General features: G+C 59.3%; 14 protein-coding genes. 11 read left to right on the forward strand and 3 right to left on the reverse strand.

Going from position 1 to position 23,692, the window contains the following annotated elements; all coding sequences use genetic code 11:
• Positions 1 to 76 precede the first annotated feature (76 nt).
• The 3 genes from LOC68_RS25195 (at position 77) to LOC68_RS25205 (ending at position 4,608) form a co-directional block, all read left to right on the forward strand.
• Entirely contained in the window at positions 77 to 880 is an 804-nt protein-coding gene (locus tag LOC68_RS25195; protein ID WP_230224151.1) for a hypothetical protein, read from the forward strand.
• Positions 881 to 1,003: 123 nt separating this feature from the next.
• Positions 1,004 to 2,899: a glycoside hydrolase family 97 protein gene (locus LOC68_RS25200; protein ID WP_230224153.1), complete on the forward strand. Its 1,896-nt coding sequence runs from the start codon at positions 1,004 to 1,006 to the stop codon at positions 2,897 to 2,899.
• A gap of 119 nt (positions 2,900 to 3,018) precedes the next feature.
• Positions 3,019 to 4,608 (forward strand): ankyrin repeat domain-containing protein, encoded by a 1,590-nt coding sequence (locus LOC68_RS25205; RefSeq protein WP_230224155.1) that lies wholly within the window; start codon positions 3,019 to 3,021, stop codon positions 4,606 to 4,608.
• A gap of 81 nt (positions 4,609 to 4,689) precedes the next feature.
• Here the strand turns inward: LOC68_RS25205 and LOC68_RS25210 are convergent, their stop codons facing one another.
• Positions 4,690 to 7,047 carry an arylsulfatase gene (locus LOC68_RS25210; protein WP_230224157.1) on the reverse strand — a complete coding sequence of 786 codons (2,358 nt, stop codon included), beginning with the start codon at positions 7,045 to 7,047 and terminating at the stop codon, positions 4,690 to 4,692.
• Between the two features lie 387 nt (positions 7,048 to 7,434).
• Between LOC68_RS25210 and LOC68_RS25215 the strand changes: the two genes are divergently transcribed.
• A complete protein-coding gene (locus tag LOC68_RS25215) occupies positions 7,435 to 9,306 on the forward strand; it encodes a CocE/NonD family hydrolase (RefSeq protein ID WP_230224166.1) in 1,872 nt (623 codons plus the stop codon).
• A gap of 8 nt (positions 9,307 to 9,314) precedes the next feature.
• Here LOC68_RS25215 and LOC68_RS25220 read toward each other — a convergent pair whose 3' ends face one another.
• Entirely contained in the window at positions 9,315 to 9,755 is a 441-nt protein-coding gene (locus tag LOC68_RS25220) for a hypothetical protein (protein WP_230224168.1), read from the reverse strand.
• Positions 9,756 to 9,893: 138 nt separating this feature from the next.
• The gene (locus LOC68_RS28385; protein ID WP_255670720.1) at positions 9,894 to 10,022 is read right to left on the reverse strand and encodes a hypothetical protein; all 129 of its coding nucleotides are present in this window, start codon (positions 10,020 to 10,022) and stop codon (positions 9,894 to 9,896) included.
• A gap of 117 nt (positions 10,023 to 10,139) precedes the next feature.
• On the opposite strand from LOC68_RS28385, the gene LOC68_RS25225 reads away from it, so the two are divergent.
• The 7 genes from LOC68_RS25225 (at position 10,140) to LOC68_RS25255 (ending at position 23,690) form a co-directional block, all read left to right on the forward strand.
• Positions 10,140 to 11,633 carry a class I adenylate-forming enzyme family protein gene (locus LOC68_RS25225; protein ID WP_230224171.1) on the forward strand — a complete coding sequence of 498 codons (1,494 nt, stop codon included), beginning with the start codon at positions 10,140 to 10,142 and terminating at the stop codon, positions 11,631 to 11,633.
• Between the two features lie 114 nt (positions 11,634 to 11,747).
• A complete protein-coding gene (locus LOC68_RS25230; RefSeq protein ID WP_230224173.1) occupies positions 11,748 to 15,680 on the forward strand; it encodes a CHAT domain-containing tetratricopeptide repeat protein in 3,933 nt (1,310 codons plus the stop codon).
• A 2-nt stretch (positions 15,681 to 15,682) separates the two neighbouring features.
• The gene (locus LOC68_RS25235) at positions 15,683 to 15,982 is read left to right on the forward strand and encodes a hypothetical protein (protein WP_230224174.1); all 300 of its coding nucleotides are present in this window, start codon (positions 15,683 to 15,685) and stop codon (positions 15,980 to 15,982) included.
• 175 nt (positions 15,983 to 16,157) lie between these two features.
• Positions 16,158 to 20,033 (forward strand): CHAT domain-containing tetratricopeptide repeat protein, encoded by a 3,876-nt coding sequence (locus tag LOC68_RS25240; RefSeq protein WP_230224176.1) that lies wholly within the window; start codon positions 16,158 to 16,160, stop codon positions 20,031 to 20,033.
• Positions 20,034 to 20,184: 151 nt separating this feature from the next.
• A complete protein-coding gene (locus tag LOC68_RS25245) occupies positions 20,185 to 21,759 on the forward strand; it encodes a sulfatase family protein (RefSeq protein WP_230224179.1) in 1,575 nt (524 codons plus the stop codon).
• Positions 21,760 to 21,877: 118 nt separating this feature from the next.
• A complete protein-coding gene (locus LOC68_RS25250; RefSeq protein ID WP_230224181.1) occupies positions 21,878 to 22,831 on the forward strand; it encodes a hypothetical protein in 954 nt (317 codons plus the stop codon).
• Positions 22,832 to 22,916: 85 nt separating this feature from the next.
• The gene (locus LOC68_RS25255; RefSeq protein ID WP_230224183.1) at positions 22,917 to 23,690 is read left to right on the forward strand and encodes a 3-keto-disaccharide hydrolase; all 774 of its coding nucleotides are present in this window, start codon (positions 22,917 to 22,919) and stop codon (positions 23,688 to 23,690) included.
• The last annotated feature ends 2 nt before the right edge of the window (positions 23,691 to 23,692 follow it).

Below are 23,692 nucleotides of genomic sequence, written 5' to 3' on the forward strand. Positions count from 1 at the left end.
AGGCAACGTACTTAAATTTCCCTATTCTCACAGCAGACGCGGATCGAACTTCTTCCAGCATCAAGAGATCGTGCCCATGAAATCGCTGGCACTCGCCCTGCCCTTCTGCTTGTTGCCGTGGCTCGCCTCGGCGGCCGTCGCGCAGGACGTCACGTCGCTCGTTCCTTACGTGACGATTCCGACCGATTTCACCACCGTCCCGTCTCAGTTCAGCACGACGCCGTCGCAGTTTACGACCGTTCCCTCGCAGTTCAACACGGTACCGTCCCAGTTCAATACCCTTACCAATCCTTTTGGCTCCGTACCGTCGCAATACACGACGACGCCATCTCAGTACACGACTGTTCCGTCGCAGTTCAATACCCTCACCAATCCGTTTGGGACTGTGCCGTCCCAATACACGACCACTCCTTCCCAGTTCACCACCGTACCGTCGCAATTCACCACGGTTCCAACGCAGTTCATCCCGGCGCCGTCGCCGATTCCGATCCCTGTCACGCCGGTTCCGATTCCGGTCATTCCGACCAACGTCACCACGTCGTCTCTTAACTCGCTGCAATCGAGTAGCGCAGCGACGACCCTGCTGGAAGGTGAGTCGATCGAGGCAGAAGATGTGGTGGAAGAGTCGACGACCGAGGAATCGACGGTCGAAGAAGCGGTCGCTTCGATCTTGGACGTTTCGAACCTGGTGCAGCTCTACGGCGAGTGCGTTTTGCAACTGGACGAAACCGAACTCGCCGAGTTCCTGGCCGACTTCGACGAAGTCGCCCTGCAACTTGGCTATGAATCGGACCAGGTCCAACTTCGTACGGCCGTTCCGATCCTGGTCTATCTCACGATCCGCCGCGGTTTGGGACTTTCGGGATCGGGGGTCTCGTAAGTTTCGCGGCGAACGTCCGCTTGGGGCATTCGGAAGAAAAGTTTCTGCCAGCCAAATATGCTAAGCTGGAAGAGCCCCGACGCGTCGTCGTTCCCGCCTTCCCAACCCCGCAGGATTTTCTTCATGCGATTCGCCACGCTCGCTTGCGCCGCTCTGTCGATTGCGCTCGGTTCTTCCGCGATCGCTTACGAGCTAAAGTCGCCTGATGGACAGATTCAAGTTCAACTCGAATTGAAGGAGTCGGACGGAAAGTCGCAGCTGCGTTATCAGGTGTCGGTCGCCGGGGAGCCATTGATCGACGACTCGTCAATCACGTTCGTTCGCAAAGACAACGTCGTTATCGGCGATCACTTAAAGTTCGTCTCGCAGGGAGACCTGCGGAGCCATGACGAAACCTGGAATCCGGTCTGCGGCGAGCGGGCCGAGATTCGCGATCAATACCAATCGCAGACGTTTCAGTTTGTCGACACCGAAGCCGATTGCCCGTTGACGATCGAGCTGCGCTGCTACGACTGCGGCGTCGCCTTTCGAACGACACTGGGGGACGCCGGCTCGAGCGGCCCGTTGACGATCAAAGAAGAACGAAGCGAGTTTCGCTTCGCTGGCGATTATCCCGCCTGGCGGACGACCAGCGCTCAGGGGGAATATGACAAGGTTCCCCTCAGCAAACTGGGGACCAACGTCGAACGCCCTCTGACCGTCGAAGTGAGCGACAACCGTTGCGCCGCAATCGCCGAAGCGCAGCTGGTCGACTACGCCGCGATGCGACTTCGCGCGGCCGGCGACGGTTCGCCGACCGTGGTCAGCCAACTGCGGAGCGAAGTGAGCGGCAAGACGCCGCTGACGACCCCATGGCGGGTGATCATGATCGGCGGCAGCCCCGGCGATCTGCTGGAGCATGACGATCTGATCCTCAATCTGAACGAGCCCTGCGCGATCGCCGACACTTCCTGGATCAAGCCCGGCAAGGTGATTCGCGAGATCAGTCTCACGACGGAAGGCGCCAAGACATGCGTCGATTTCGCGGCAGCGAACAATTTTCAATATGTCGAGTTCGACGCCGGTTGGTATGGGTACGAGTATGACGACGCTTCCGACGCGACGACCGTGACGCTTGATCCGCGGCGTTCAGCCGGGCCGCTCGATCTGCAGGATGTGATCAAGTACGCGAAGGAGCGGAATATCGGGATTCTCGTCTATGTGAATCGTCGCGCGCTCGAAAAGCAGCTCGATGAGATTCTCCCGCTCTACAAGTCATGGGGGATCGCCGGGGTGAAGTATGGCTTCGTCAACGTCGGTTCGCAGCAATGGACCGCGTGGCTGCACGACGCCGTGCGTAAAGCGGCCGATCATCAGCTGATGGTCGACATTCATGACGAGTACCGCCCTGTCGGCTATTCACGCACCTATCCGAACTTGATGACGCAGGAAGGCGTTCGCGGCGACGAGGCGACTCCGTCGACCAGCCTGGCGGTCACGACCCTCTTCACCCGCAACCTGGCCGGCGCGGCGGACCATACGATCTGCTACTTTGATCCGCGTGTCGACAAAAACTGGTCGCATGGTCAGCAACTGGCCAAAGCGGTCTGCACCTACTCGCCGTGGCAGTTCATCTACTGGTACGACACGCCGCTCACGTCGCAGCAAGATGGCAAGAAGTCGCGCAGCCGAATCGTTGCGTCGCCGGAACTGGAGTTCTATAAGCAAGTCCCGACCGTCTGGGACGAAACCCGCGTGCTCGACGGCAAGATCGGCGAGTACGCCGTGATCGCTCGCCGCAGCGGCGACGATTGGTACATCGGCGCGATCAACGCCAACCAGAAACGTGAGTTCAGCTTCCCGCTTGATTTCCTTGCCGCGGACAAAACGTATCAGGCCCGCAGCTACCGCGATGATCCGACTCTCAACACGAAGACCAAAGTTCGCATCGAAGACGAGCAGGTCAACGCCGAGTCGGAACTGGTCCTGACGCTCGAGCCGAACGGCGGCGAGGCGATTCGGATCTCGCCGGCCAAGTAGTTTGATTCTCTGCCGCAGCTTTTCCAATCGGCCGCGAACCTTCGCGGCCGATTGCGTATCTCGGTATCATGGATCGCAGTACGCGCTGCAGAGGACTACGCGAAGCTTCGGAGCGTCTGATGAAAATACATGATCTCGCGGCGAGCGGCGACCTGGAGGGGGTACGTCGCGAATTGGAACAGGGCGTTCAGGTCGATGTCGCCGATGACGAAGGCTACACGCCGCTGGCGCGGGCGACCAAAAGTTGGCAAGTCGAACTGCCAATGCTAGAGCTGCTGCTGGAAGCAGGCGCCGACGTTAATCATCGTGACGACAACGGCTACTCTCCCCTGCTCAATCTTTCTCATTGCCCGCACGATAGCGAACATCTGCTGCCGATGGTGGAACTGCTGGTCCGGCACGGCGCCGACGTCAACTTCGCCTCGAAGTATGGCGAGCTTCCGTTGATCGTCGCCTATCAAGGATGTCAGTGGGGCGTCTTCCAATTTCTACTTGAGCACGGGGCCGATCTGCGCCCGCTGCAGTGGACCGAATTGATGCGGGAAATTGTGTTGGGAGATCAGGAGACGGCGAAGCGGCTTTTGGCGGAACCGGGGGCGATGGGGTGTCGCGATCGCTACGAGCGCAATCCTTGGCTGCTGTCCGTTTGGAGCGGCCGACTTGAGATGGCTCAGCTGGTCTATGAGATCGGTGTTGACGTCGACCAGCGCGGTTGGTGCGGCGCCACCGCACTGATGTCGGCCGCCACGACCGGCGACGCCGCGATGCTGCGGTGGCTGATCGAGCTGGGCGCCGACCTCGAGTTGGTCGATGAATTTGGACAGACGGCGCTCGTGATGGCGTCGTCGTCTGGATCCGCCGATTGCGTTCAGGCGTTGCTCGTAGGCGGCGCCGATCCGGCGCACGCCGAGGGACATAGCGAAAAGCCGATCGTTGCGGCAATTAGTACCGACGTGGTGCGTCTACTAGTTGGCGCAGGGGAAGAGCTGAGCGAGGCGAACGCCGAAATGCGGCGAGCTTTGGTTGGTCTAACGCCGCACGAGAAGATCAACGTTAGCGACGCCGAGTATCTTGCCGGACGTGAGCGTACGTTTGGCCGCACGAATCCGGAAGTGATGGATGTCCCGTTTTGGCGGGAAATGGTGAAAGCGGGGATCTCCGCCTACGCCGGAAAGGTGCAGTTCGACCATGACGACATGATGAAACGCGTCTGGAGCTTTGACCGGTTCGGCACAACTCTCACCGCGCTTCCCGATGGGCGTTACGTCCAAATCGGCGGTGAACATGAAGACTTCTACGATCCCGATTTCTGTATCTACAATGACGTCGTGTTGTTCGACGGCGCCGGCGATTTCACGATCTTCGGTTATCCGGCCGAGTTGTTTCCTCCGACCGATTTTCATTCGGCGACGTTGGTTGGCGACGTGATCTATATTATCGGATCGCTCGGCTACTATGGGAGCCGGATCTATGGGACGACGCCTGTTTATCGACTTTGCTGCAAAAGCTGGAGCATCGAGTCGGTTGTGACGTCCGGCGAATGCCCCGGTTGGATTCACAAACATCGAGCCCTTCTGGTCGCCCCCGACTTGATTGTCGTACAGGGGGGAACGATCGTAGAAATCGTCGACGAAGATGAAGCGTATCGAGAGAACGAAGCGAATTACCAGTTGGACTTGAAGAGCGGTAGCTGGAGACTCCACGCGTAACGAACGATCCGTGCTCCCACCAAAAAACGCTCGGCCAATCGGCCGAGCGTTTCTCGCTTCTTGGAGGAAACGAACCGCGTCTTACTTCACTTCGATGACGACCTTCTCGATCTCACCGGTAAACTTGAACGGAGGTTTGTAGGTGGCGGCGACCGGTTGTCCCGAGTCTTCGCCGAGGCCGAAGGTGTCGGCGCCGAAGCGACCGCCGACCGTTCCTTCCATGCGACCGGAGGCGACCTTTTCGCCGTTCACTTTCAGCGTGATGTCGGCCGGGCCGCCTGGCTTTTCCCCTTGAAAGGCGAAGTCGACTTCCACCGTCGCTTCGCCCGCGGCCAGCGGCTTCGTCCCTTTCAAGACGAAGTGTTCGTCAAAATAGTTGTAGTCGAAGACCGGGACTCCCTTGTCGACGTACAGGACCAGGCCAGCCGCCAAGCCGCCGAACGCGACGATCACGCCATCGGTCTTTTCGCCTTCCGTTTTAACGTTCGTCGTCATCGTCCACGAGCGATTTTTCATCGGTGGCGCGGCCGTTTCAGGAATTCGCGTCGCTCCGGCGAAATAAGCGAAGGTGGTCGCCTTCGGATCGGCGCCAGGGGCCAAGGGCTTCGGAATCGCGAGTCGGCCCGAGCCGCGATCATCAAGCGGGTAAACCTGATGCTCCTCGGCCGCTTTGTCGAACAGCTTTTGCAGTTCGGCCAACTTCTCCGGATTGGCGTTCGCCAGGTCGTTCGCTTCGCTGAAGTCTTCGTTCAGATTGTAGAGCTCCCACTTGTCTTTGTCCCAGTTGCCGGGGGCGAAGTCCTGACGCCACGGGAACGTATGCTGGGCGTTCGCCTTCCAGCCGTCGGCGTACATCGAACGATTGCTGAAGACCTCGAAGTACTGCTCCGGCCGACCTTCAAAGTTCGGATTGGTGAAGCTGGCGTAGAACGACTTTCCTACGAGCGGATCTTGCTCGATGCCGTTGACCGTTTCCGGCATCGGAATGTGGGTCGCTTCCAGGATCGTCGGCACGACGTCGACCAAATGGAGAAACGCGTCGCGCGGTTTGTCGTCAGGGCGAATCTTCGCGGGCCAACTGACGATCATCGGGTTGCGGGTGCCTCCTAAGTGAGACGCCACCTGCTTCACCCATTGAAACGGCGTATTCCCCGCCCAGGCCCAGCCCATGGGATAATGCGGTTCGGATTCAGGTCCACCCAGCTTGTCGATGTTTTCCATCGTCTCTTCCAGCGTCGTCGTCAGACCGTTTAGTCCTTTGATCTCGTTCAGCGTCCCGTCGGGGCCGCCTTCGGACGAAGCGCCGTTGTCGCCGACGATGTAGATCACCAGCGTGTTGTCGGCGTCCGGCAGTTCCTGCACGGCGTCGAGTAGTCGTCCCACTTCTTGATCGGTGAACGCGAAGTAGCCTGCGAAGTTTTCCATGAACGCCGCATAAAGTTTTTTCTGTTCGTCGCTCAGCGAATCCCAGGCCGGGACCCAATCAGGACGTTTGGTCAGTTTCGTTCCCGGCGGAATGATCCCCTGCTCCAGTTGGTTCTTGAAGACCAACTCACGGTATTCGTCCCAACCCATGTCGAATTTGCCTTGGAACTTCTCCCGCCACTCGGCCGTCACATGGTGCGGCGCGTGCATCGCTCCGGGTGCGAAGTACATGAAGAACGGCTTCTCCGGTGCGACCGACTTCGCGAACTTCATCCGCGCGATGGCGCGGTCAGTCATGTCGGTCATAAAGTGGTAGCCTTCCTCAGGCGTCTTGTCCGCTTCGACCGGCAGCGTGTTCTCAAAAATCACCGGGTAAAACTGATGCGTTTCGCCGGCGTTGAAGCCATAGAAGTAGTCGAAGCCCATCCCGGTCGGCCAGCGATCGAAGGGGCCGGTCACGGTCGTTTCCCAGTCCGGCGTATTGTGGTTCTTGCCGAACCACCAAGTCGCGTAGCCGTTGTCCTTCAAAACTTCGCCGATCGTGGCGGTCGATTTGGGGATCATGGTCGAGTAGTTCGGGAACCCGGTCGCCCATTCCATCAAGAAGCCGCTGCCGCATTCGTGATGGTTCCGCCCAGTTAACAGAGCCGCTCGCGATGGACCGCAGATTGCGGTGGTGTGAAAGCGGTTGTATTTGAGGCCGCGTGAAGCGAGCTTGTCGAGATTCGGCGTCGGAATCAAGCCGCCGAAGGTCGAAACCTGCCCGAAGCCGACGTCGTCAAGGAGGATAACGATCACATTCGGGGCGCCTGCGGGCGCGGGGATCGGATGCTGCCAAGCCGCCTCCGAATCTTTGTAGGTCTTGCCGATCTTCCCTTCAAAGGGACTCAACTTCATCGGCAGTTTGGTCCGGTCCGGCTCGGCGGATTTTTCTTCGGCCTGCAGCCGGTGAGGCGCTGCTACGGAAAGAGTTGCGACTAGCAGCGCGATCGCAAGGTACCAGGTAACTCGCATATCGTCATCTCCCAACAATGTCGACTACGATTTGGCATTCAACGAGAAAAGAGAGTCGCAGCAATGAAGAGCTTCCGTAAGCTTACCATTACCGTGGGCGTATTGCCTCTCACGACGAGAAAAAAGTGGAAGTCGCGGCGAGTCTTCACAATGCGCCGCCCCGCCGCTTTTCCAGCGACTTTCTCCGGTTTCGCGGGGCGTACAGATCGACGGCGGTGAATGCGAAACTCCTCAAGGAAAGCCGCCGCTTTCTCACGCCGATCACCGCTAGTTGAAGTTGCACGTGATATCAGGCTAAGATGAAATCGCTCCAGCGAGCCCTGCCCCTTGTTCCCGCCTGACTTTCGCCGCAACCGGCGTCCCTTCCTGTTCACCGAAGACGAGACTATGCAGAAACGTACTCTTGGCGTTGCGCTATTCGCGGTTGTTCTCTGCTTGGCGTCGGCCGGCGCACTGGTCGCCCAGGATTATGTGGTCGAAAAGAACGTCATGGTCCCGATGCGCGACGGAATTCGCCTGGCGACCGACGTCTATCGTCCAGCCGTCGAGGGGCAGTCGGTCGCCGAGAAGCTGCCGGTCATCCTTAGCCGGCTCCCCTACAACAAAGATGGTCAGGCGACCGCCGCCAAGTACTTTGCGACGCATGGCTACGTCTTCGTCGCCCAGGATACCCGCGGGCGGTACAAGTCCGAAGGAACCTGGCACATGCTGACCGACGACGGGGTCGATGGGGTCGACTGCGCCGCGTGGATCGGCAAGCAGCCTTGGTCGAACGGCCGGATCGGGATGATCGGCACGTCGTATTTTGGCGGTACGCAACATGCGATGGCTTTGGCCGGCGCTCCAGAACTGAAGACAGTGATCCCGGTTGATGCAATGTCGAACCTGGGGCGACAAAGTCTCCGCAACGCCGGCGCCTTTGAGCTCCGGTTCTGGAATTGGATCTTCCTGAACGCCGGCCGCGGCAGCAACGCGGCCCTCGATGAAGGAACCGCCGCCGAGTTGAAAGAGATGGCGGACGAGCGTTTCTATTACCTGACTCATTTGCCGACGCGCCGCGGCATGACGCCGTTGAAGTTGGCGCCGGAGTACGAAGATTGGTTGATCAACGCGATGGAGCATGGCGCCAACGACGAGTTCTGGGCGCAGAACAACATCGTTGATCATCCCGAGCAGTACAAAGACATCCCGGTCTATCTCGTCTCCGGCTGGTACGACTCGTGGGGCGGCAATAACACAGCCAACTACATCGCTCTCAGCAAGACGATCAAGGGCCCGGTTTACCTGATCATGGGCCCTTGGATTCATGGCGCTCAATCGTCGTACGCCCACGGACAGGTCACCTTTGGCAACGAGGCTGCGATTGCCGATCAATGGGCCTGGCGACAAGAGTGGTACGACCATTGGCTGAAGGGAATCGACAACTCGGTCGGCAAAGCGGCGCCGTTCGCCACGCCGGTCCGCATCTTCGTCATGGGAACCGGCGACGGTTCGAAGGACGAAAAGGGATGCTTGGTTCACGGCGGCTATTGGCGTGACGAACAGGAGTGGCCCCTGGCCCGCACCAAGTACACGAGCTTCTATCTGCAGCCCGGCGGAGGACTAGCGACCAAGGCCGCGACGGCGCCGAACAGCGTGACGCAATTCCAATTTGATCCGGCCGATCCGGTTCCAACGATCGGCGGCAACATCTCGTCGGGCGATGACATCCTCGTGCAAGGCGCCTGGAACCAAAAGGGAGGCCCGCATATTTGGAATTTTCAACAGCCAGTCCCGATTTCGTCGCGACGAGACGTCCTGGTCTTCCAGACCGAACCGCTAGAGGAAGATCTGGAAGTGACCGGCGAGATCGAAGTGAAGCTCTACGCGTCGAGTTCGGCGGTCGATACCGACTTCACCGCCAAGCTCATCGACGTCTATCCGCCGTCGACCGATTGGCCCGGCGGCTTTGATCTCAATCTGGGAGACGGCATCGTCCGTGGCCGCTTCCGCGAATCGCTGACGAAAGAAAAGCTGATGACGCCGGGCGAGGTCTACGAGTTCACGATCAAACTTTACCCCACCTCCAACGTCTTTAAGCAGGGACATCGGATTCGCGTCGACATCTCCAGTTCAAACTTCCCTCGCTTCGACGTCAATCCGAACACCGGTGAACCGCTCAACCGCAATCGCCTGACGAAGGTGGCGGACCAGACGATCTATCATGACCCCGAGCATCCAAGCCGGATCATGTTGCCGGTGATCCCGGCGGCGAAGTAGCGGCGCAGCTAAAAGTCGGGTTCCTGTTCGAAGTAACCGAACCCGACTCCATGCTCCCGGAAGAATTCCTCCGCTCGGGCATCGAACGCCCCTTTACGAGCGCGAATGGACACGGTCCCTGTCAGAGAGGCGAGCCACGACCAATCGGCGGCGTCGATTTGGTGGTGGGAAAGTGAGATGGTCACAACGGCGCGATTTGCCAACGCTTGCATCGCGCTACGATGACGTTTGTCGAATGCGGACGGCGACACCGTTTCCGGAACATCGACAAAATAGCCCCCCTTGGGACCATATCTGACACGGCAACCGATCTCGCCAAGAAGAGATTGATTTCGGTAGTGCTGGACATTATTCCAACCCTGGTACGCCAGCCGAAGTCCCAAGCCAGCGACCAACAGCAAAAACACCGTCGTGAAAACTGTGTGTACGATTTTGGAACGTCTCGTCATATTCGCCTACGCTGGTGGTCGTCCGTCAGTCTCCTTCCTAGCGTCTCTGTTGGTCAAGCGTTTGGCAAGATAACGAGGCCATCGCCACGTCGGCGTGGCAATGGCGCCCCAGTTTACTCGTTACCGGTTCACCAATTTCTACGCCGCTTCCGAATACCGTGCCCCAACCGCTTGGATCTCCGCGGCTCCCTCGTTGATTTCGGCCAGTTCGGCGTCCGACAACTCCAACTCCGCCGCGGCCATATTCTCTTTCAGCCGATGCGACAAGAGGTTCTGTCCCCCTGGACGATCGCTTGCGGTATCATCGAACGAAGCGATCTTCCGTTTCCGCAGGAGAATAACGTGACGATCGGGCCAACACGCTTACAAACATTGCTCGACGAGGTGGTACGCACTACACCGGAGCAAACGGCCCTCCGGCACGACGACAAAGCCCTCACTTACGCCCAGCTCGACATGGCGAGTCGCACGATCGCCGCAGGCTTACGTCAGTTCGGAATCGCCCCCGGCGATCGGGTCGCGTGGCTCTTGCCCAATTGCCCCGAAGCGGTCGCGATCACGCTCGCCTGTTACCAGCTCGGCGCGATTGCCGTGCCGCTCAACTATCGCTACGTGACGCAGGAGCTGGAGGAAATCCTCACGCGGACTGCGGCGCGGCTCCTCTTCTATCATGCCGATCGGGCCAGCGTCGTTCAGCCCCTGACGTTGAATTCTCTGCAAACGATCGAAGTGGCCGGAGCCGGTGACGCCCCCCTTCCCTTTGAGCAACTGCTCTCCGGCGAGCCGGACGACGTCAGGGCGCCGGTTCACGAAGAAGACGCGGCCTTGATTCTCTTCACCTCCGGCAGCACCGGACATCCCAAGGGAGTCGTGCACTCGCACGGCGGCGTCTACAGCGCGATCGCCCAGTCGCGCGAACTGTTCGACTTTCAAGCGAGCGACGTCGTCCTGGTCGGCAAGCCGATCAGTCACGCCGGCGGACTCCACACGCAAATGATGGCCGCCTTTTTGGCTGGCGCCGAAGTTGTGCTGATGATGAAGCCGGCTCCGGCCGTCGCGGTCGCCGCGATCAATCAGTTCGGCGTCACCGAATATGGAATGCTGGCGAGCGATCTGCTCGACTTTGTCGAATACCTGGAACAACATCCGACGCCGCTGCCGACGTTGAATAACGCCATCGGATCCGGCGATGCGGTCCCGTCCGATTTGCATCATCGGTTTCGCGATTTGCTCGGCTGGGAAGTGATGGAAGGCGCCGGCATGACCGAGGTCAGTTGCTACTATGCCGGCAATCCACGTTACGGCAAGCGGAAGTGGGGATCGCTCGGCTTAGCGGCGCCAGGCATGCAGCTGCGCGTGATCGATCTGAGTGGGGATGATTGTCCCGTCGGCGTCCAGGGAGAAATCGTTCTGCAAACCCCTTCCGCTACGATCGGCTATTGGAACGACGACGAAGCGACGCAAACGCTCTTTCAAAACGGTTGGCTCCACACCGGCGACCTCGCCTATCGCGACGAAGAAGGCTACGTCTGGTTCGTCGGCCGGAAAAAGCTGATGATCGTCCGCCGCGGCTCGAACATCGCCCCGGCCGAAGTCGAGAACATCGTCGACGAACACCCGCTGGTTCACGCCACGGTGGTAGTCGGCGTCAGCGACCCGCGCGACGGCCAAATCCCGGTCGCCTGCGTAGCGCTGGTCGAAGACGCTGATCCGTCAGCCGAAGCGTCGATCCGCGAATATGTCGAGCAGCACCTGGCCGCGTACAAGAACCCGGTCCACTACCTGTTTCTGCCCGAGCTCCCTCGCAACGCAACCGGCAAATTCGACCGGCATCAACTGGGCGAACTCGCAGCTCAGCAGTTCGGCGGCGAAAAGTAAATCGCGGTAGCGCCGCAAAACTCGGTCCCCCCGAAAGTTGGTGCTGGCGATCCGTCGTGGTATCATGGCGGCTTCGCGTTGGCATCCGACTTTCTCGAACGACGAGCGAGCGAAATGGCAGTAATCCGGGCAGCAATCTTGGCGACCGCCAGCGTGCTGTTGATGTGCTGTCTGCTCGCCGGGACGCTGCTGTTGCGAAGCGATCGCTCGCCGCAAACGGGTCGTGAAACGGTTGCCGGGCATCTTCCGCAACGACCCAGCGCCGACCACTCGCCAACCGTGCTGGGCAAACTCGGCCATCATCTTCCCGATTTTCGTCCCCCGCGTCGCGCATTAATGCAGGATGGCGCGCCGCCGAAGCCCTTCGGGGCTCCTCAGGGGACGCCTCCCAATCCATTCCCCTCGACATCAGGTCAAAGCAATGTCCGAAACTTCTGGGAAGGGATCCAAGGAGGAATAAACGGCGGGTGGAAAGGTCCTGTCCAGAGACCAGAGTTCACAAGGCCGAACCAGTGGAATCCAAGCCAGCAATATTATTCCCCCGCGCCCACGGCGCCCGTCAATAGACCAGAGGTCCACATCGACGAGACCGGGCGGCTGGTCAGCAGCGGCAACGAACAACAGACGTTCAAAACGCTTGACGAACAAGTTGCAAAAGATCGTCGCGGTCTGCTTCCCACGGATAGCTCTTCCGCCGGAGCCGCTCACGAAAGGGGGCGGCTTGAGAAACAACTTCGCTTTCTCGATTCGGCGTTGATGTTGGCGAAATTCCTCGAAGGGGAAAGACGCTACGCCGAATGCCTGACACTGCGCGAGGAGATGCTGCAAGTTGCGACCGACGTTTATGGCCCGGATGACTGGCGGACCATCGATCAAAAGTTGGAGGTAGCGCAGCAGAAGAAAATCGTCGCCTTCAATTCGTCGCAATTGGCCGCCCTCGCCCAGTTGCAAGAGGCGAAGATGAAAATGCTCGAGCTGTACGCAAAGGGGAAATACGACGAGGCGATTCCCTACGCCGAAAAAGTGAAGGAGAGTTCCGCACAACTCTTGGGCGTCGATGATTCGCTTTACGCCAGTGCGCTCCATAATCTGGGAACGTTGCATCAGCGAATCGGCAAATACCCCGCCGCCGAATCGTTCTATCGGCAGACGCTCGACGTCCGTCGCCAGACGCTGGGCGCAATGCATCCGCGCTACGCCGGCAGCGTGAACAATCTCGGCGGCCTCTACTATCTGCTCGGCGACTATGCGAAGGCGGAGCCCCTTTACGCCGAAGCGCTCGCGATTCGTAAAGCGACGTTAGGTAACGACGATACGGACACTCAATCGACGCGTAACAATCTGGGACTGCTCTATCAGCGTCGTGGAGAGTATGAGAAAGCGCTCCAGATCGTCCAAGAGGCGTATGAAGTACGTAAGGCGTCCCTGGGCGACACGCATGCCGACGTCGCCGCGAGCCGCAACAATCTGGCGAGTCTCTGTCGTGTTATCGGCGACTACGATCAGGCCAAGTTGCTGTACCGAGAAAACATGGATGCTGCAAAAGCGACGGTTGGGGAAAGGCATCCCGACTACGCCCAAAGCGTTCACAATCTGGCCGTCCTTTACGAATCGACCGGCGAGTACCTGTTGGCCGAACCGCTCTATCGCCAGGCGCTGGAGATCTGGACGCAGGCCTACGGCGAAATTCATCCGGACGTCGCCCAGTGCCAGTCGAACCTCGCCGCGATAGATCGCAAATTGGGAAACTTTCCTCAGGCCGAAGCGCTGCTGCACGCCGCCTTACGAAGCCAAAAAGTTTTGCTGGGCGAAGAGCATCCGGACTACGCCAATACGCTGAACGAGTTGGGATATCTTTATTGGAAAATGGAACGCTACGCCGAGGCGAAAGAGCCTCTTCAGCGTGCGGCGGCGATTCTGCTCGCTTCGCTGGGGGAACAGCATCCCGAATATGCCGCTTGCCTGGATAGCCTGGCGTCGGTTGCGCGCGATACCGGGGACTACGCCACGGCGGAAAAACTCTTCAACCAAGCGACCGCAATCACCGCGGCTCGCCTTGGCAAAGAGCATCCCACTTACGGCGAATGTCTGACCAACTTGGGCGTTCTCTATCGCCGCATGGGACGCTTCGATCGGGCCGAAGCGTTGCTGCTGGAATCGCTCGGGATTCGAGAAAAGTCGCTGGGCGGCGAACACCCCGACGTCGCCGAAACGGTTTTCGAGCTCGCCCGGCTCTACCACCTGAAAAACGATTTACCGAAGGCGACCGCCCGCTATCAGGAAGCCTATGACCTGACCGCGCATCACGTCGACGTTACCTCGACGATCTTAACCGAGCCGCAGCAGTTGGCGCTGAATCGGTTGATGGCCGAACGTCTTTACGGTCTCTTAACGATCGTGCTCATGCAGCCGGAGCAATTCAGTCGTGGATACGAAGCGGTCTTGCGCTGGAAAGGGGCTGCGATGGTTCGGCAAAGGGCGATTCGCCGCATCGCCGATGAGCCGGACAGCGCCCAGCTGTTTGCAGAACTGCAGCAAACGACCCGCTTGTGGACGGCGCTGGCCCATGCCGAATCGATGGAGCCGGGCAATGAAGACCGCCAGCGGCGACTGCAAACGCTCGCCAACCGCCGGCAAGAGTTGGAGCTTGGTCTGTCAGAACGGAGCGCCGCGTTTCGTGCTTTCCCCGGCTCGCATACCGCCGCCGAGATCCAAAGGGCGATCCCGCCAGAGACGGTGCTGATCGATTACTTTGAGTATCTCCACTCGGCGGCGGATCCGGTCGACAAAGGGAAGCTGGTCACTTCGCGCAGGCTGATCGGGTTTCTCCTCCAGCGCGAAGGGGCGCCGTTGATGATCGACCTGGGATCGATCGCTCCTGTAGAACAAGCGGTCGAACAGTGGCGACAGTCCTTCGGCGCATCCTCCGAGGGCGTCGCAGCAGGCAAGCTGCTGCGCAACGTCTTGCTCGAACCGTTCGCGCCTCAACTGGCGGCGACGAAGACATTGCTGATTTCGCCGGACGGCGTGATCGGACGCATCCCTTTCGCCGCCCTGCCGGGGAAAGAAAAGGGAACATACCTCCTGGAAGACTATCGTCTGGCGACGTCGCCGGCGCCGCGACTGCTTGCTGAGAAGTCGGTCTCAACAAACCATCAACCGTCGAAGGATCTGCTGTTGATGGGAGGGATCGACTACAACCATCGGCAAGCGGCGCAGGAAGAGGCCGTTAAACCATCGACAGGGCGATTTCGCGGAAGCGAGGAGCAACTGCGAAATCTGACGAAGGATTGCTGGTGGTCGTATCTCCCCAACACGCATGGCGAAGTCGCCTACATCAAAACGCTCTACGTCGACGAACTGAAGGTCCCGGAGAACCTGGTCGCCTTTTACACCGAAGAGCGAGCCACCGAGGAAATGTTCCGTAACAGCGCCGGCGATTGCTTCGTGCTCCACTTGGCGACGCATGGTTATTTCGTGCTGCCTGATTCGGCGCGACGCGGCGCCGCCGATCGCGACGCCCCGAACCAGCGCTTCGAACGTCGGGCCGAATACGGCGCCGGTCTTCTCTCCGGCATCGTCTTCGCCGGCGCGAACAAGCCGCCGGAACTTTCCGCGGACGACGGCGACGCGCTCGCGGACGACGGCTATCTGACCGCCGACGAGATCTCGACGCTGCCGCTGTTCGGCGTAAAACTGGTCGTGCTGAGCGCTTGCGATACCGGTCTGGGCGAAATCGCCGGCGGCGAAGGGATTCTGGGGATTCAGCGCGCCTTTCAAATCTCAGGCGTCGACGCGACGATCGCCAGCTACTGGAAGATTGACGACCTGGTGACGCGCCGCTTGATGGAAGAGTTCTACAAGAACTACCTCCGCGAGGAGATGTCGCCGGTCGACGCATTGCGCGAAGCGCAGCTCTGGGTGCTGCGCAATCCCAATCAACTGCGCGGCGCTACGATCGTGCGAGAACCAGGCGCGGAAGAAGCGGACGAACGAACCCCGCCGCGTTATTGGGCGGCGTTTAGCATGTCGGGGATTGCCGAGTAGCCATGGAACATGACGGCGAAGAACAAGCTCCGCAAGGCCGTAGATCGTGGGCGGTCACGTTCCTCGTCATTTTCGTCATCATCCTTGGCGGAAGGCTATTGTCACGTAAATCGGTCGTGATTACCCCAACGCTAACGGCGGAGGAATTGGAGACGCTGCGCGCTTTGGAAGCGGAATCCGAAGCGTTGGACGCGAAGTTTGAGCAAGCGACAACGTTGATACGAAACGGCGAGACGCAGCAGGCACACGAGATCGTCGAAGAGATTCGCCGCCAGCGCAGCGAATCGGCAAAGGGGCCCTGATCATGAGTCCGCTTCCCCCTCTTGCGATGATTTGTTCTTTAGTAACCGCGGTGGTATTATGCCCCAACATCTGGAGTTCCTTGGTGCCGACCGATTTGCGCTGCCGACGTCAGGATCTTCGCCGACTATGCACATCTAGTTTGCATGCGAATTCTTTAATCGCTGGGTGAATAGCATGGCAGTATTCCGAGCAGTCTTGTTCGCTTCCGCCTGTCTGTTATTGATGCTCTCACTCCTCTTCGGCGCGGTGCTGCTGCGGAGTGAGCGGGCAACGACCGCCGACGTTCGCAGCGTCGCATCGCAATCGGCCAGCTCGCAAGAGTTGGAGTCTGCCTGGATCGAGTTCGAGGAGCGATTCGGCGAGATCGGATCCAATGGTCGGTCGATTCGGCAATTTGGATTTCGCGGCCGGCGGTCCAGAATGCAGCGCACGACCGCGCCTCAAAACAACACGGCGCCGGCAAAACCTCGGGCCATGAATTCATCGGACGAATCCGATCCCCCGTCGCCGGAAGCTCCGGTCGATCTGCCGGATGTTGATCCGGTTTATCCACGCAGCATGCCTCGTGCAGTCGTTAACCAACCGGAGAATAGTTTTAACGAAACGCAAGGCTGGAATCGCAACGACGTTTCGCAGGAGGAGATCGAGTCGGTCCAAAGCGTGGTTGCAAAAGATCGGGCCGACCTTCTGTTGAAACGATCGGCCTCGAATCCGACCAAGGACGACGATCATTGGATCGAAGAACTTCGCTTCCTCGATTCGGCCGATCTGTTGGCGCAATACTACGAGAGTAAGGAGCGCTTCGCCGATTGTCTTGCCGTTCGCCAGGAAATGCGAAAACTCGCGATCGAAACCTGGGGCGAGGACCATTGGCGATCGGTGGAGCAAAAGGAGGAGGAGCGGCGCCTCAAGAAAATCTCCGCATTCAGTCTGGGGGAACGATTGGCGCTTCGACAACTGGAAGAAGCGAAGACGAGAGTTCTTGAGCTCCACTCGCAGGGGAAGGACAAAGAGGCGATCGCCGATGGAAAAGCGGCTGTTGCAAGCGCCGCGCGACTCTTCGGCAAGGAAGATCTGAGTTACGCTACGGCGCTCCACAACCTGGGCGTCCTCTACCTGGCCATCGGCAATTCGACATTCGCCAAGACGAATTTTGAACAATCGCTCGAAACCTACCGCAAAATGATGGGGGAATCGCATCCTCGCTATGCGAGCGGCCTGAGCAGTCTCGGTGGACTCCACTACACGACCGGCGAATATGAGCAGGCCGAGCGGCTTTTCCAGGAAACGCTTGCGATTCAAAGGGCTTGCCTAAGCGAAGATGATCCCGAGTATCTTAAGACGCGCAACAACTTGGGGCTCCTGTATCAACGGATTGGCAACTACGACGACGCGATCGCCCTGACGAAAGAGACGTTTGAGTTACGGAAGGCGACGCTCGGTGAGGAAGATTCTCATGTCATATCAAGCCGCAACAATTTGGCGAATGCTTATCTAGCCATCGGCGACTACGACAACGCCGAGGCTCTCTACCAGGAAAACGTCGACGTCGCCAAACAGAACGTCGGCGAAACGCATCCTGACTACGCACGCTGCCTCCATAACCTTGGCAGTCTCTACGAAGCGAAGGGGCAATTGTTGTTGGCCGAACCTCTCTATCGCCAATCGCTCGACATCTGGACGAAGGCCTACGACGAAAGCCATCCCCATATCGCCAAGTGCCAGGTCAATCTCGGCTCGCTCCATCAAAAGCTGGGGAACTTCCCCCAGGCCGAAACCTACTTTCAAGCTGCGGTCAAAAACCAGCGATCGCTCCTTGGTGAAGAGCACCCCGATTATGCAAATTCGCTCAACGCTTTAGGGCATCTCTATTGGAAAACTGAGCGCTACGCCGAGGCGAAAGCGACCCTCGAGAAAGGGGCGGCGATTCTCTCCGCGGCGCTTGGCGAGCAGCATCCCGATTACGCCGCCTGTCTCGACAGCCTGGCGTCGGTCGAGCGCGATACCGGCGAGTATCTTGCGGCGGAAAAACTCTATCTCCAGTCGCGTCAAATCATCGAACGGCAATTCGGGAAAACGCATCCCTCCTACGCCGAACGCCAGAACAACCTCGGCGTTCTTTATCGGCGTATGGGAAAGTTCGATCAAGCCGAGCCGCTGTTGCTCGAAGCGCTGGAGATTCGGGAAAAGGTCTGCGGCGAAGAGCATCCCGGCGTCGCCGAGACCGTCTTTGAACTTGCTCGGCTCTATCACTTGCAAAACGACTTGCCGAAAGCGACTGCTCGCTATCAGCAGGCTTACGACTTGACCGCACGTCACGTCGACGTCTCGTCAGCGATCCTGACCGAACCGCAGCAATTGGCGCTCAATCAGTTGCTGGTGGAGCGACTTTACGGACTGCTGTCGATCGTGCAAGCTCAGCACGACCAATTCCCCGCCGCCTACGCCGCCGTGCTCCGCTGGAAAGGCGCCGCCATGGTGCGGCAGCGAGCGATTCGCCGAGTGGCCAGCGAGTCGGACAGCGCCGAGCTCTTTCAATCGCTGCAGCAAACGACCCGGCTTTGGACGGCGCTCGCGCATGCCAACGCGAACGAGCCTGTCGATAAGGAACGCACTACGCGATTGGCAGCTCTCGCCAACGAGCGGCAATCGCTGGAGCGCGAATTGGCTCAGCAGAGCGCTGAGTTTCGCGCTCTCCCAGGCGCTCCATCGCATGCCGCGATCGCAGCCGCGCTGCCGGCAGACGTTGCGCTGCTCGATTACTTGGAATATGTCCATTCGCAGCCCGACCCGAATGACGCCGGCAAGCTAGTCGCTACTCGCCGGTTGATCGGCTTTCTGATCCAGCATGACGGGCCTCCGATGATGGTCGACCTGGGGCCGATCGCCCCGGTCGAGCAAGCGGTCGACGATTGGCGGCAATCGTTCGGTACATCCCCCGACGGCATCCAGGCCGGCAAGGCGCTTCGCAGTATTCTGATTCAGCCGTTCGACGAACAACTTGCCCAGAAGAAGACGCTGATCATTTCTCCGGACGGCGTTTTGGGGCGAATTCCCTTCGCCGCGGTCCCGGGCAAAGAGGACGGCGCCTATCTGCTGGAAGACTTTCGCCTGACGACCGCCCCAGCGCCGCGACTGCTCGCCGATACGGCTGCCGCCGCGCAGAAGCGACCGTCGAAAGACTTGCTGCTGATGGGCGGGATCGACTACGACCATCGCCAAGAGCCGAAGCCAGCGACCAACAAACCGTCGGCCGGAAGGTTTCGCGGAACCGAGGAGCAACTGCGGAGCCTGACCCGAGGCTACAAATGGTCGTATCTCCCCGGCACCGAAGGAGAAGTCGCGTTCATCAAAACGCTTTACGTTGACCAACTGCAGGTTCCTGAGAACTTGGTCGCTCTCTACACGCAAGAACGAGCCACCGAGGAATTGTTCCGCAAAAACGCCGGCGATTGTTTCGTTCTTCATCTGGCGACGCATGGTTATTTTGTTCCTGCGGAAGCAGTGCAGAATGGCGCCGCGACCGATAGCGAACGATTCGAACGTCGCGCCGAATATGGCGCCGGGCTCCTCTCCGGCATCGTCTTCGCCGGCGCGAACAAACCGCCGGAACTTTCCGCGGACGACGGCGATGCCCTTGCGGACGACGGCTATCTGACCGCCGACGAAATCTCGACGCTGCCGCTGTTCGGCGTGAAGCTGGTCGTGCTGAGCGCTTGCGATACCGGTCTGGGCGAAATCGCCGGCGGCGAAGGGATCCTGGGGATTCAGCGGGCCTTCCAAATCTCCGGCGTCGACGCGACGATCGCCAGCTATTGGAAGATCGACGACCTGGTGACGCGCCGCTTGATGGAAGAGTTCTACAAGAATTACCTTCGCGAACAGATGTCGCCTGTCGACGCCCTGCGCGAAGCGCAGCTCTGGGTTCTCAAGAACCCCAATCAACTGCGCGGCGCCACGATCGTCCCAGAACCAGGCGCCGAAGAAACGAACGAGCGAACTCCGCCGCGCTATTGGGCGGCGTTCAGCTTGTCGGGTCTGACCGAGTAGACGCAGCATGCGTCCATTTAAGTCGCTACGCTTTGGGCGCCGTATGGTAAAATGCGGATCGCGCCTCACTCGTCGATGAAGGCCGGGTTGTGGGCGTTTGTTTGCGATTTCTCTGCCGGCATTTGCCTTTCACGCCTGGGTGACCCTCCTGATGATCCGCTTGTCCCTGTTCTGCTTCGCCCTGCTCGGCTGTTCCGCCCTGTTTGCGGACGATTTGGCGAGCCGCCCGAACATTCTTTTCATTTTTTCTGACGACCATGCGATCAAAGCGATCTCCGCCTATGGGGGCGATTTGGCGAAGGTCGCGCCGACCCCGAACATTGATCGTTTGGCCCACGAAGGGATGTTGTTTCGTAACTCGTTTTGCGCCAACTCGATTTGCGGACCATCGCGGGCCACAATCTTGACCGGCAAGCATAGCCACAAGAACGGGTTCATGCGCAACACCGGTAAAGGGCTCGATCAGTCGCAATGGACCTTGGCGAAAACGCTGCAAGCCGCCGGCTACTCGACGGCCGTGATCGGCAAGTGGCATCTGATGAGCGAGCCGCAAGGCTTCGATCACTGGGAGATCTTGCCGGGACAAGGGAGCTACTACAACCCCGACTTCATCCAACAAGATGGCAAGACGAAACGGTTCGAAGGATACGCCACTGATCTCACCACCGACAAATCGATCGCGTGGCTCGAGCAGCGTGATCGCTCGAAGCCGTTCCTGTTGATGTGCCAACACAAGGCGCCCCATCGAACCTTCGCTCCGCCGCTGCGTTTGTTGGACGCTTATGACGACGTTGAGATTCCCGAGCCGGCGACCCTGTTCGACGACTACGCCAATCGGAGCGTAACGCTCGCCACGAACGAAATGGAGATCGATCGCCATTTCGATTGGGCCTACGACGCGAAGGTCCGCAAGGACGAACGGGGGGACGTGAAGTTGCCGCCGCCCGATCGTTACGGCACGCCCGAATACAACCGGATGAATGCCCAGCAGAAAGCGGCCTGGGACGCTCACTTCGGTCCGCAGAACCAGGAGTTTCTGAAAGAATTTGCAGCCGGAAAGATGACCGAGCGCGACATCGTCCACTGGAAGTATCGTCGCTACATGCGGAACTACCTCTGCACCGTCAAAGCGGTCGACGAGAACGTCGGCCGGTTGCTGAAGTACCTCGACGACAACGGCCTTGCCGAAAACACGGTTGTCGTCTACTCGTCCGACCAAGGGTTTTACCTCGGCGAGCATGGCTGGTACGACAAGCGGTGGATGTTTGAAGAATCGTTCCGCATGCCGCTGATCATTCGCTGGCCCGGCGTCGCCAAGCCCGGCTCGGCGCCAGAGCAACTCGTGCAGAACATCGACTACGCTCCCACCTTTCTCGAAATGGCCGGCGAGCCGATCCCGGCCGAGATCCAAGGTCGCTCTCTCGTCCCGATCTTGAAGGGAGAGCCGGTCGCGTGGCGCGACTCCCTCTACTACGCCTACTATGAACTGGGGGAACATGCCGTCCCGCAACATTTCGGCGTCCGGACCGATCGCCACAAGCTGATCCACTTTCCGGTTAGCGGCGAATGGAACCTGTTTGATCTGCAATCGGATCCGCAAGAGATGCGCAGCATCTACGATGATCCCGACGCGAAGGAGATTCGCGACCAGCTGACGAAGGAGTACTATCGCCTCCGCGACGTTTACCAGGCCCCGCCGCTGCCGAAACCGGCGAAGGGCGACTAGCTACGCGCGTGATCGCGTAACTCCGGACCGGCAAGAAACAATTCCCCGGATTGGATCGTCATAATACTAGGCGGCTTCTCGCCCTCCGTTTTATGGTGCGTACCCCAGGGGACCGGAGATGAAGACCTTCGCGACGTTCTTAGTATCGGTTTCGGCAATTGCTAGTGCGGTAGGCGTCATTCAGGCGAAGGAGCCCATCTCCCTCCACATTGTCGCCGATATCGACGGCAGCGATCGTTTGAGCGTCAGCGCGCGAGAGATCTTCTGGGTTCATCGACATTGGGATTGGCCGAATCTGGTAAAGATCAACGATTTTGAATGGTCGCCGCGGTCGTCGCCGGTCTTGGGCGAGCAGGTGAGCCAAAGGCTACTCGCCGAGTCGGTTGATTTCGCATCGGCCAAGATGACCGTTCGCCAGGGACGCGATACGGTCGTGCTCGAAACGTTCGACGATCACATTCTGATCCACTTCGCCGATAGCCCGAATGGCCGTTCCAACTATGATCTGACGATTACGTTCGACCGTGCGGAACCAGTACGCCAGCGTCGCAAACGAACGAAAGAGGGCGTCGTCGGCATGGCCTATGTAAACGGGGAGAACGCCAACGTCGTTTTCCGCTACTTCAATGGCAAGGTCTTGGCGCCGTCCAATTTGAAAGAGGCCGATTTGCCGCCGTGGGACTCTGGGGCCAGCGTACAAATTAACTTTCACGGCGCGTTAGTCTTGCCCAAGGAAACGACCGTTCGGATTCGCCATGCCGGAGGATCGAGCACCCGCGGCCATGCGACCCTCTCGGTGGACGGTAAGGTGATCGAAACGCTCGGCGACGATCTGAAGAAGGTGAGCGAGCAACTGTTGGAACTAGGTGGAGGAAGCCATGCCGTCCAGTGGCAAATCAGCGGCGGCGATATCGGCCATTGTTTCTTGCAGTTTGCCGAGAGCGAATCAGGCGCCCTGCTGCCGCTAGTCCACACGTCCGAGACGCTCGAACAGCTCGAGCTCAATCCGCAAACGCGGTTTCTCGATGTTCGCTCGGAACAAACCGGCTGGCCGATCCCGGCCGGTTGGTAGAGTACGCATTTGCCGCCATCTTTGAACCAGCGAGGGCCATTCATTACAATAAAACCCTTCCAACACCCCCACCGCCGAGTCTCCCATGCCCCAGCGAATCGTCCTCTCCGCCCTTCTCTGCAGCCTGATCCTGTTCTGCGCCAGCCTTGCGGCCGAAGAGTTCGCTCCGCAGCAAGATTCGCTGCCGGTTCCGCCGCCGGCCGATGCGGTGGTATTGCTGGGGAAAGATACCAATCTGTTCCTCTCGAAAAACGGTGGCGAGATTGATTGGCCGCTGGAAGACGGCGTGGTTACGTCAACTCGCAGCGAAGCTCGCTCCAATCACATCCCCTCGCGGCTGCACTTCCGCGACGCTGACATCCATGTCGAGTTCATGCTCCCCGAAACCGGCAGCGGCAACAGCGGCATCTACATCCACGGCAACTACGAACTGCAAATCATCAACTCGGCCGGCAAGAAGCAGCTGACGCAAGAAGACATGGGCGCCGCTTACGGCTTCGCTCCGCCGCTGGTCGACGCCGCCCGCAAGCCAGGCGAGTGGCAAGTCTATGACATCCGCTACCGCGCCCCGCGCCGCGACGCCGAAGGCAAAATCACCGCAGAGGGAGAGATCACCGCGTGGCTGAACGGCCAGAAGGTGCAAGACGGCACGAAGGTGGGCGAACCCCGTTCGCAGTATCACCCCTATCGCTACAAGTCGACGCCCTACCTGCAAGAGATCTGGGAAAAGCAACTGAAGACCTCCGTCGGCCCCGTCTTCCTGCAAGACCACGACAACCCGGTGAAGTTCCGCAACGTCTGGGTGCGACCGCTCGATGACAAGTCGTGCCTGGTGGACGGACCGACCAAGAAGGAGTAGCG

Origin of the sequence: Blastopirellula sediminis, from assembly GCF_020966755.1 — a bacterium.
In the GTDB taxonomy this organism is placed as follows: domain Bacteria; phylum Planctomycetota; class Planctomycetia; order Pirellulales; family Pirellulaceae; genus Blastopirellula; species Blastopirellula sediminis.

What these genes read in the sequence shown, in the direction of transcription:
- LOC68_RS25195 (WP_230224151.1), top strand. Translation starts at nt 77, where the DNA reads ATGAAATCGCTGGCACTCGCCCTGCCCTTCTGCTTGTTGCCGTGGCTC.
- LOC68_RS25200 (WP_230224153.1), top strand. Translation starts at nt 1,004, where the DNA reads ATGCGATTCGCCACGCTCGCTTGCGCCGCTCTGTCGATTGCGCTCGGT.
- LOC68_RS25205 (WP_230224155.1), top strand. Translation starts at nt 3,019, where the DNA reads ATGAAAATACATGATCTCGCGGCGAGCGGCGACCTGGAGGGGGTACGT.
- LOC68_RS25210 (WP_230224157.1), bottom strand. Translation starts at nt 7,047, where the DNA reads ATGCGAGTTACCTGGTACCTTGCGATCGCGCTGCTAGTCGCAACTCTT.
- LOC68_RS25215 (WP_230224166.1), top strand. Translation starts at nt 7,435, where the DNA reads ATGCAGAAACGTACTCTTGGCGTTGCGCTATTCGCGGTTGTTCTCTGC.
- LOC68_RS25220 (WP_230224168.1), bottom strand. Translation starts at nt 9,755, where the DNA reads ATGACGAGACGTTCCAAAATCGTACACACAGTTTTCACGACGGTGTTT.
- LOC68_RS25230 (WP_230224173.1), top strand. Translation starts at nt 11,748, where the DNA reads ATGGCAGTAATCCGGGCAGCAATCTTGGCGACCGCCAGCGTGCTGTTG.
- LOC68_RS25235 (WP_230224174.1), top strand. Translation starts at nt 15,683, where the DNA reads ATGGAACATGACGGCGAAGAACAAGCTCCGCAAGGCCGTAGATCGTGG.
- LOC68_RS25240 (WP_230224176.1), top strand. Translation starts at nt 16,158, where the DNA reads ATGGCAGTATTCCGAGCAGTCTTGTTCGCTTCCGCCTGTCTGTTATTG.
- LOC68_RS25245 (WP_230224179.1), top strand. Translation starts at nt 20,185, where the DNA reads ATGATCCGCTTGTCCCTGTTCTGCTTCGCCCTGCTCGGCTGTTCCGCC.
- LOC68_RS25250 (WP_230224181.1), top strand. Translation starts at nt 21,878, where the DNA reads ATGAAGACCTTCGCGACGTTCTTAGTATCGGTTTCGGCAATTGCTAGT.
- LOC68_RS25255 (WP_230224183.1), top strand. Translation starts at nt 22,917, where the DNA reads ATGCCCCAGCGAATCGTCCTCTCCGCCCTTCTCTGCAGCCTGATCCTG.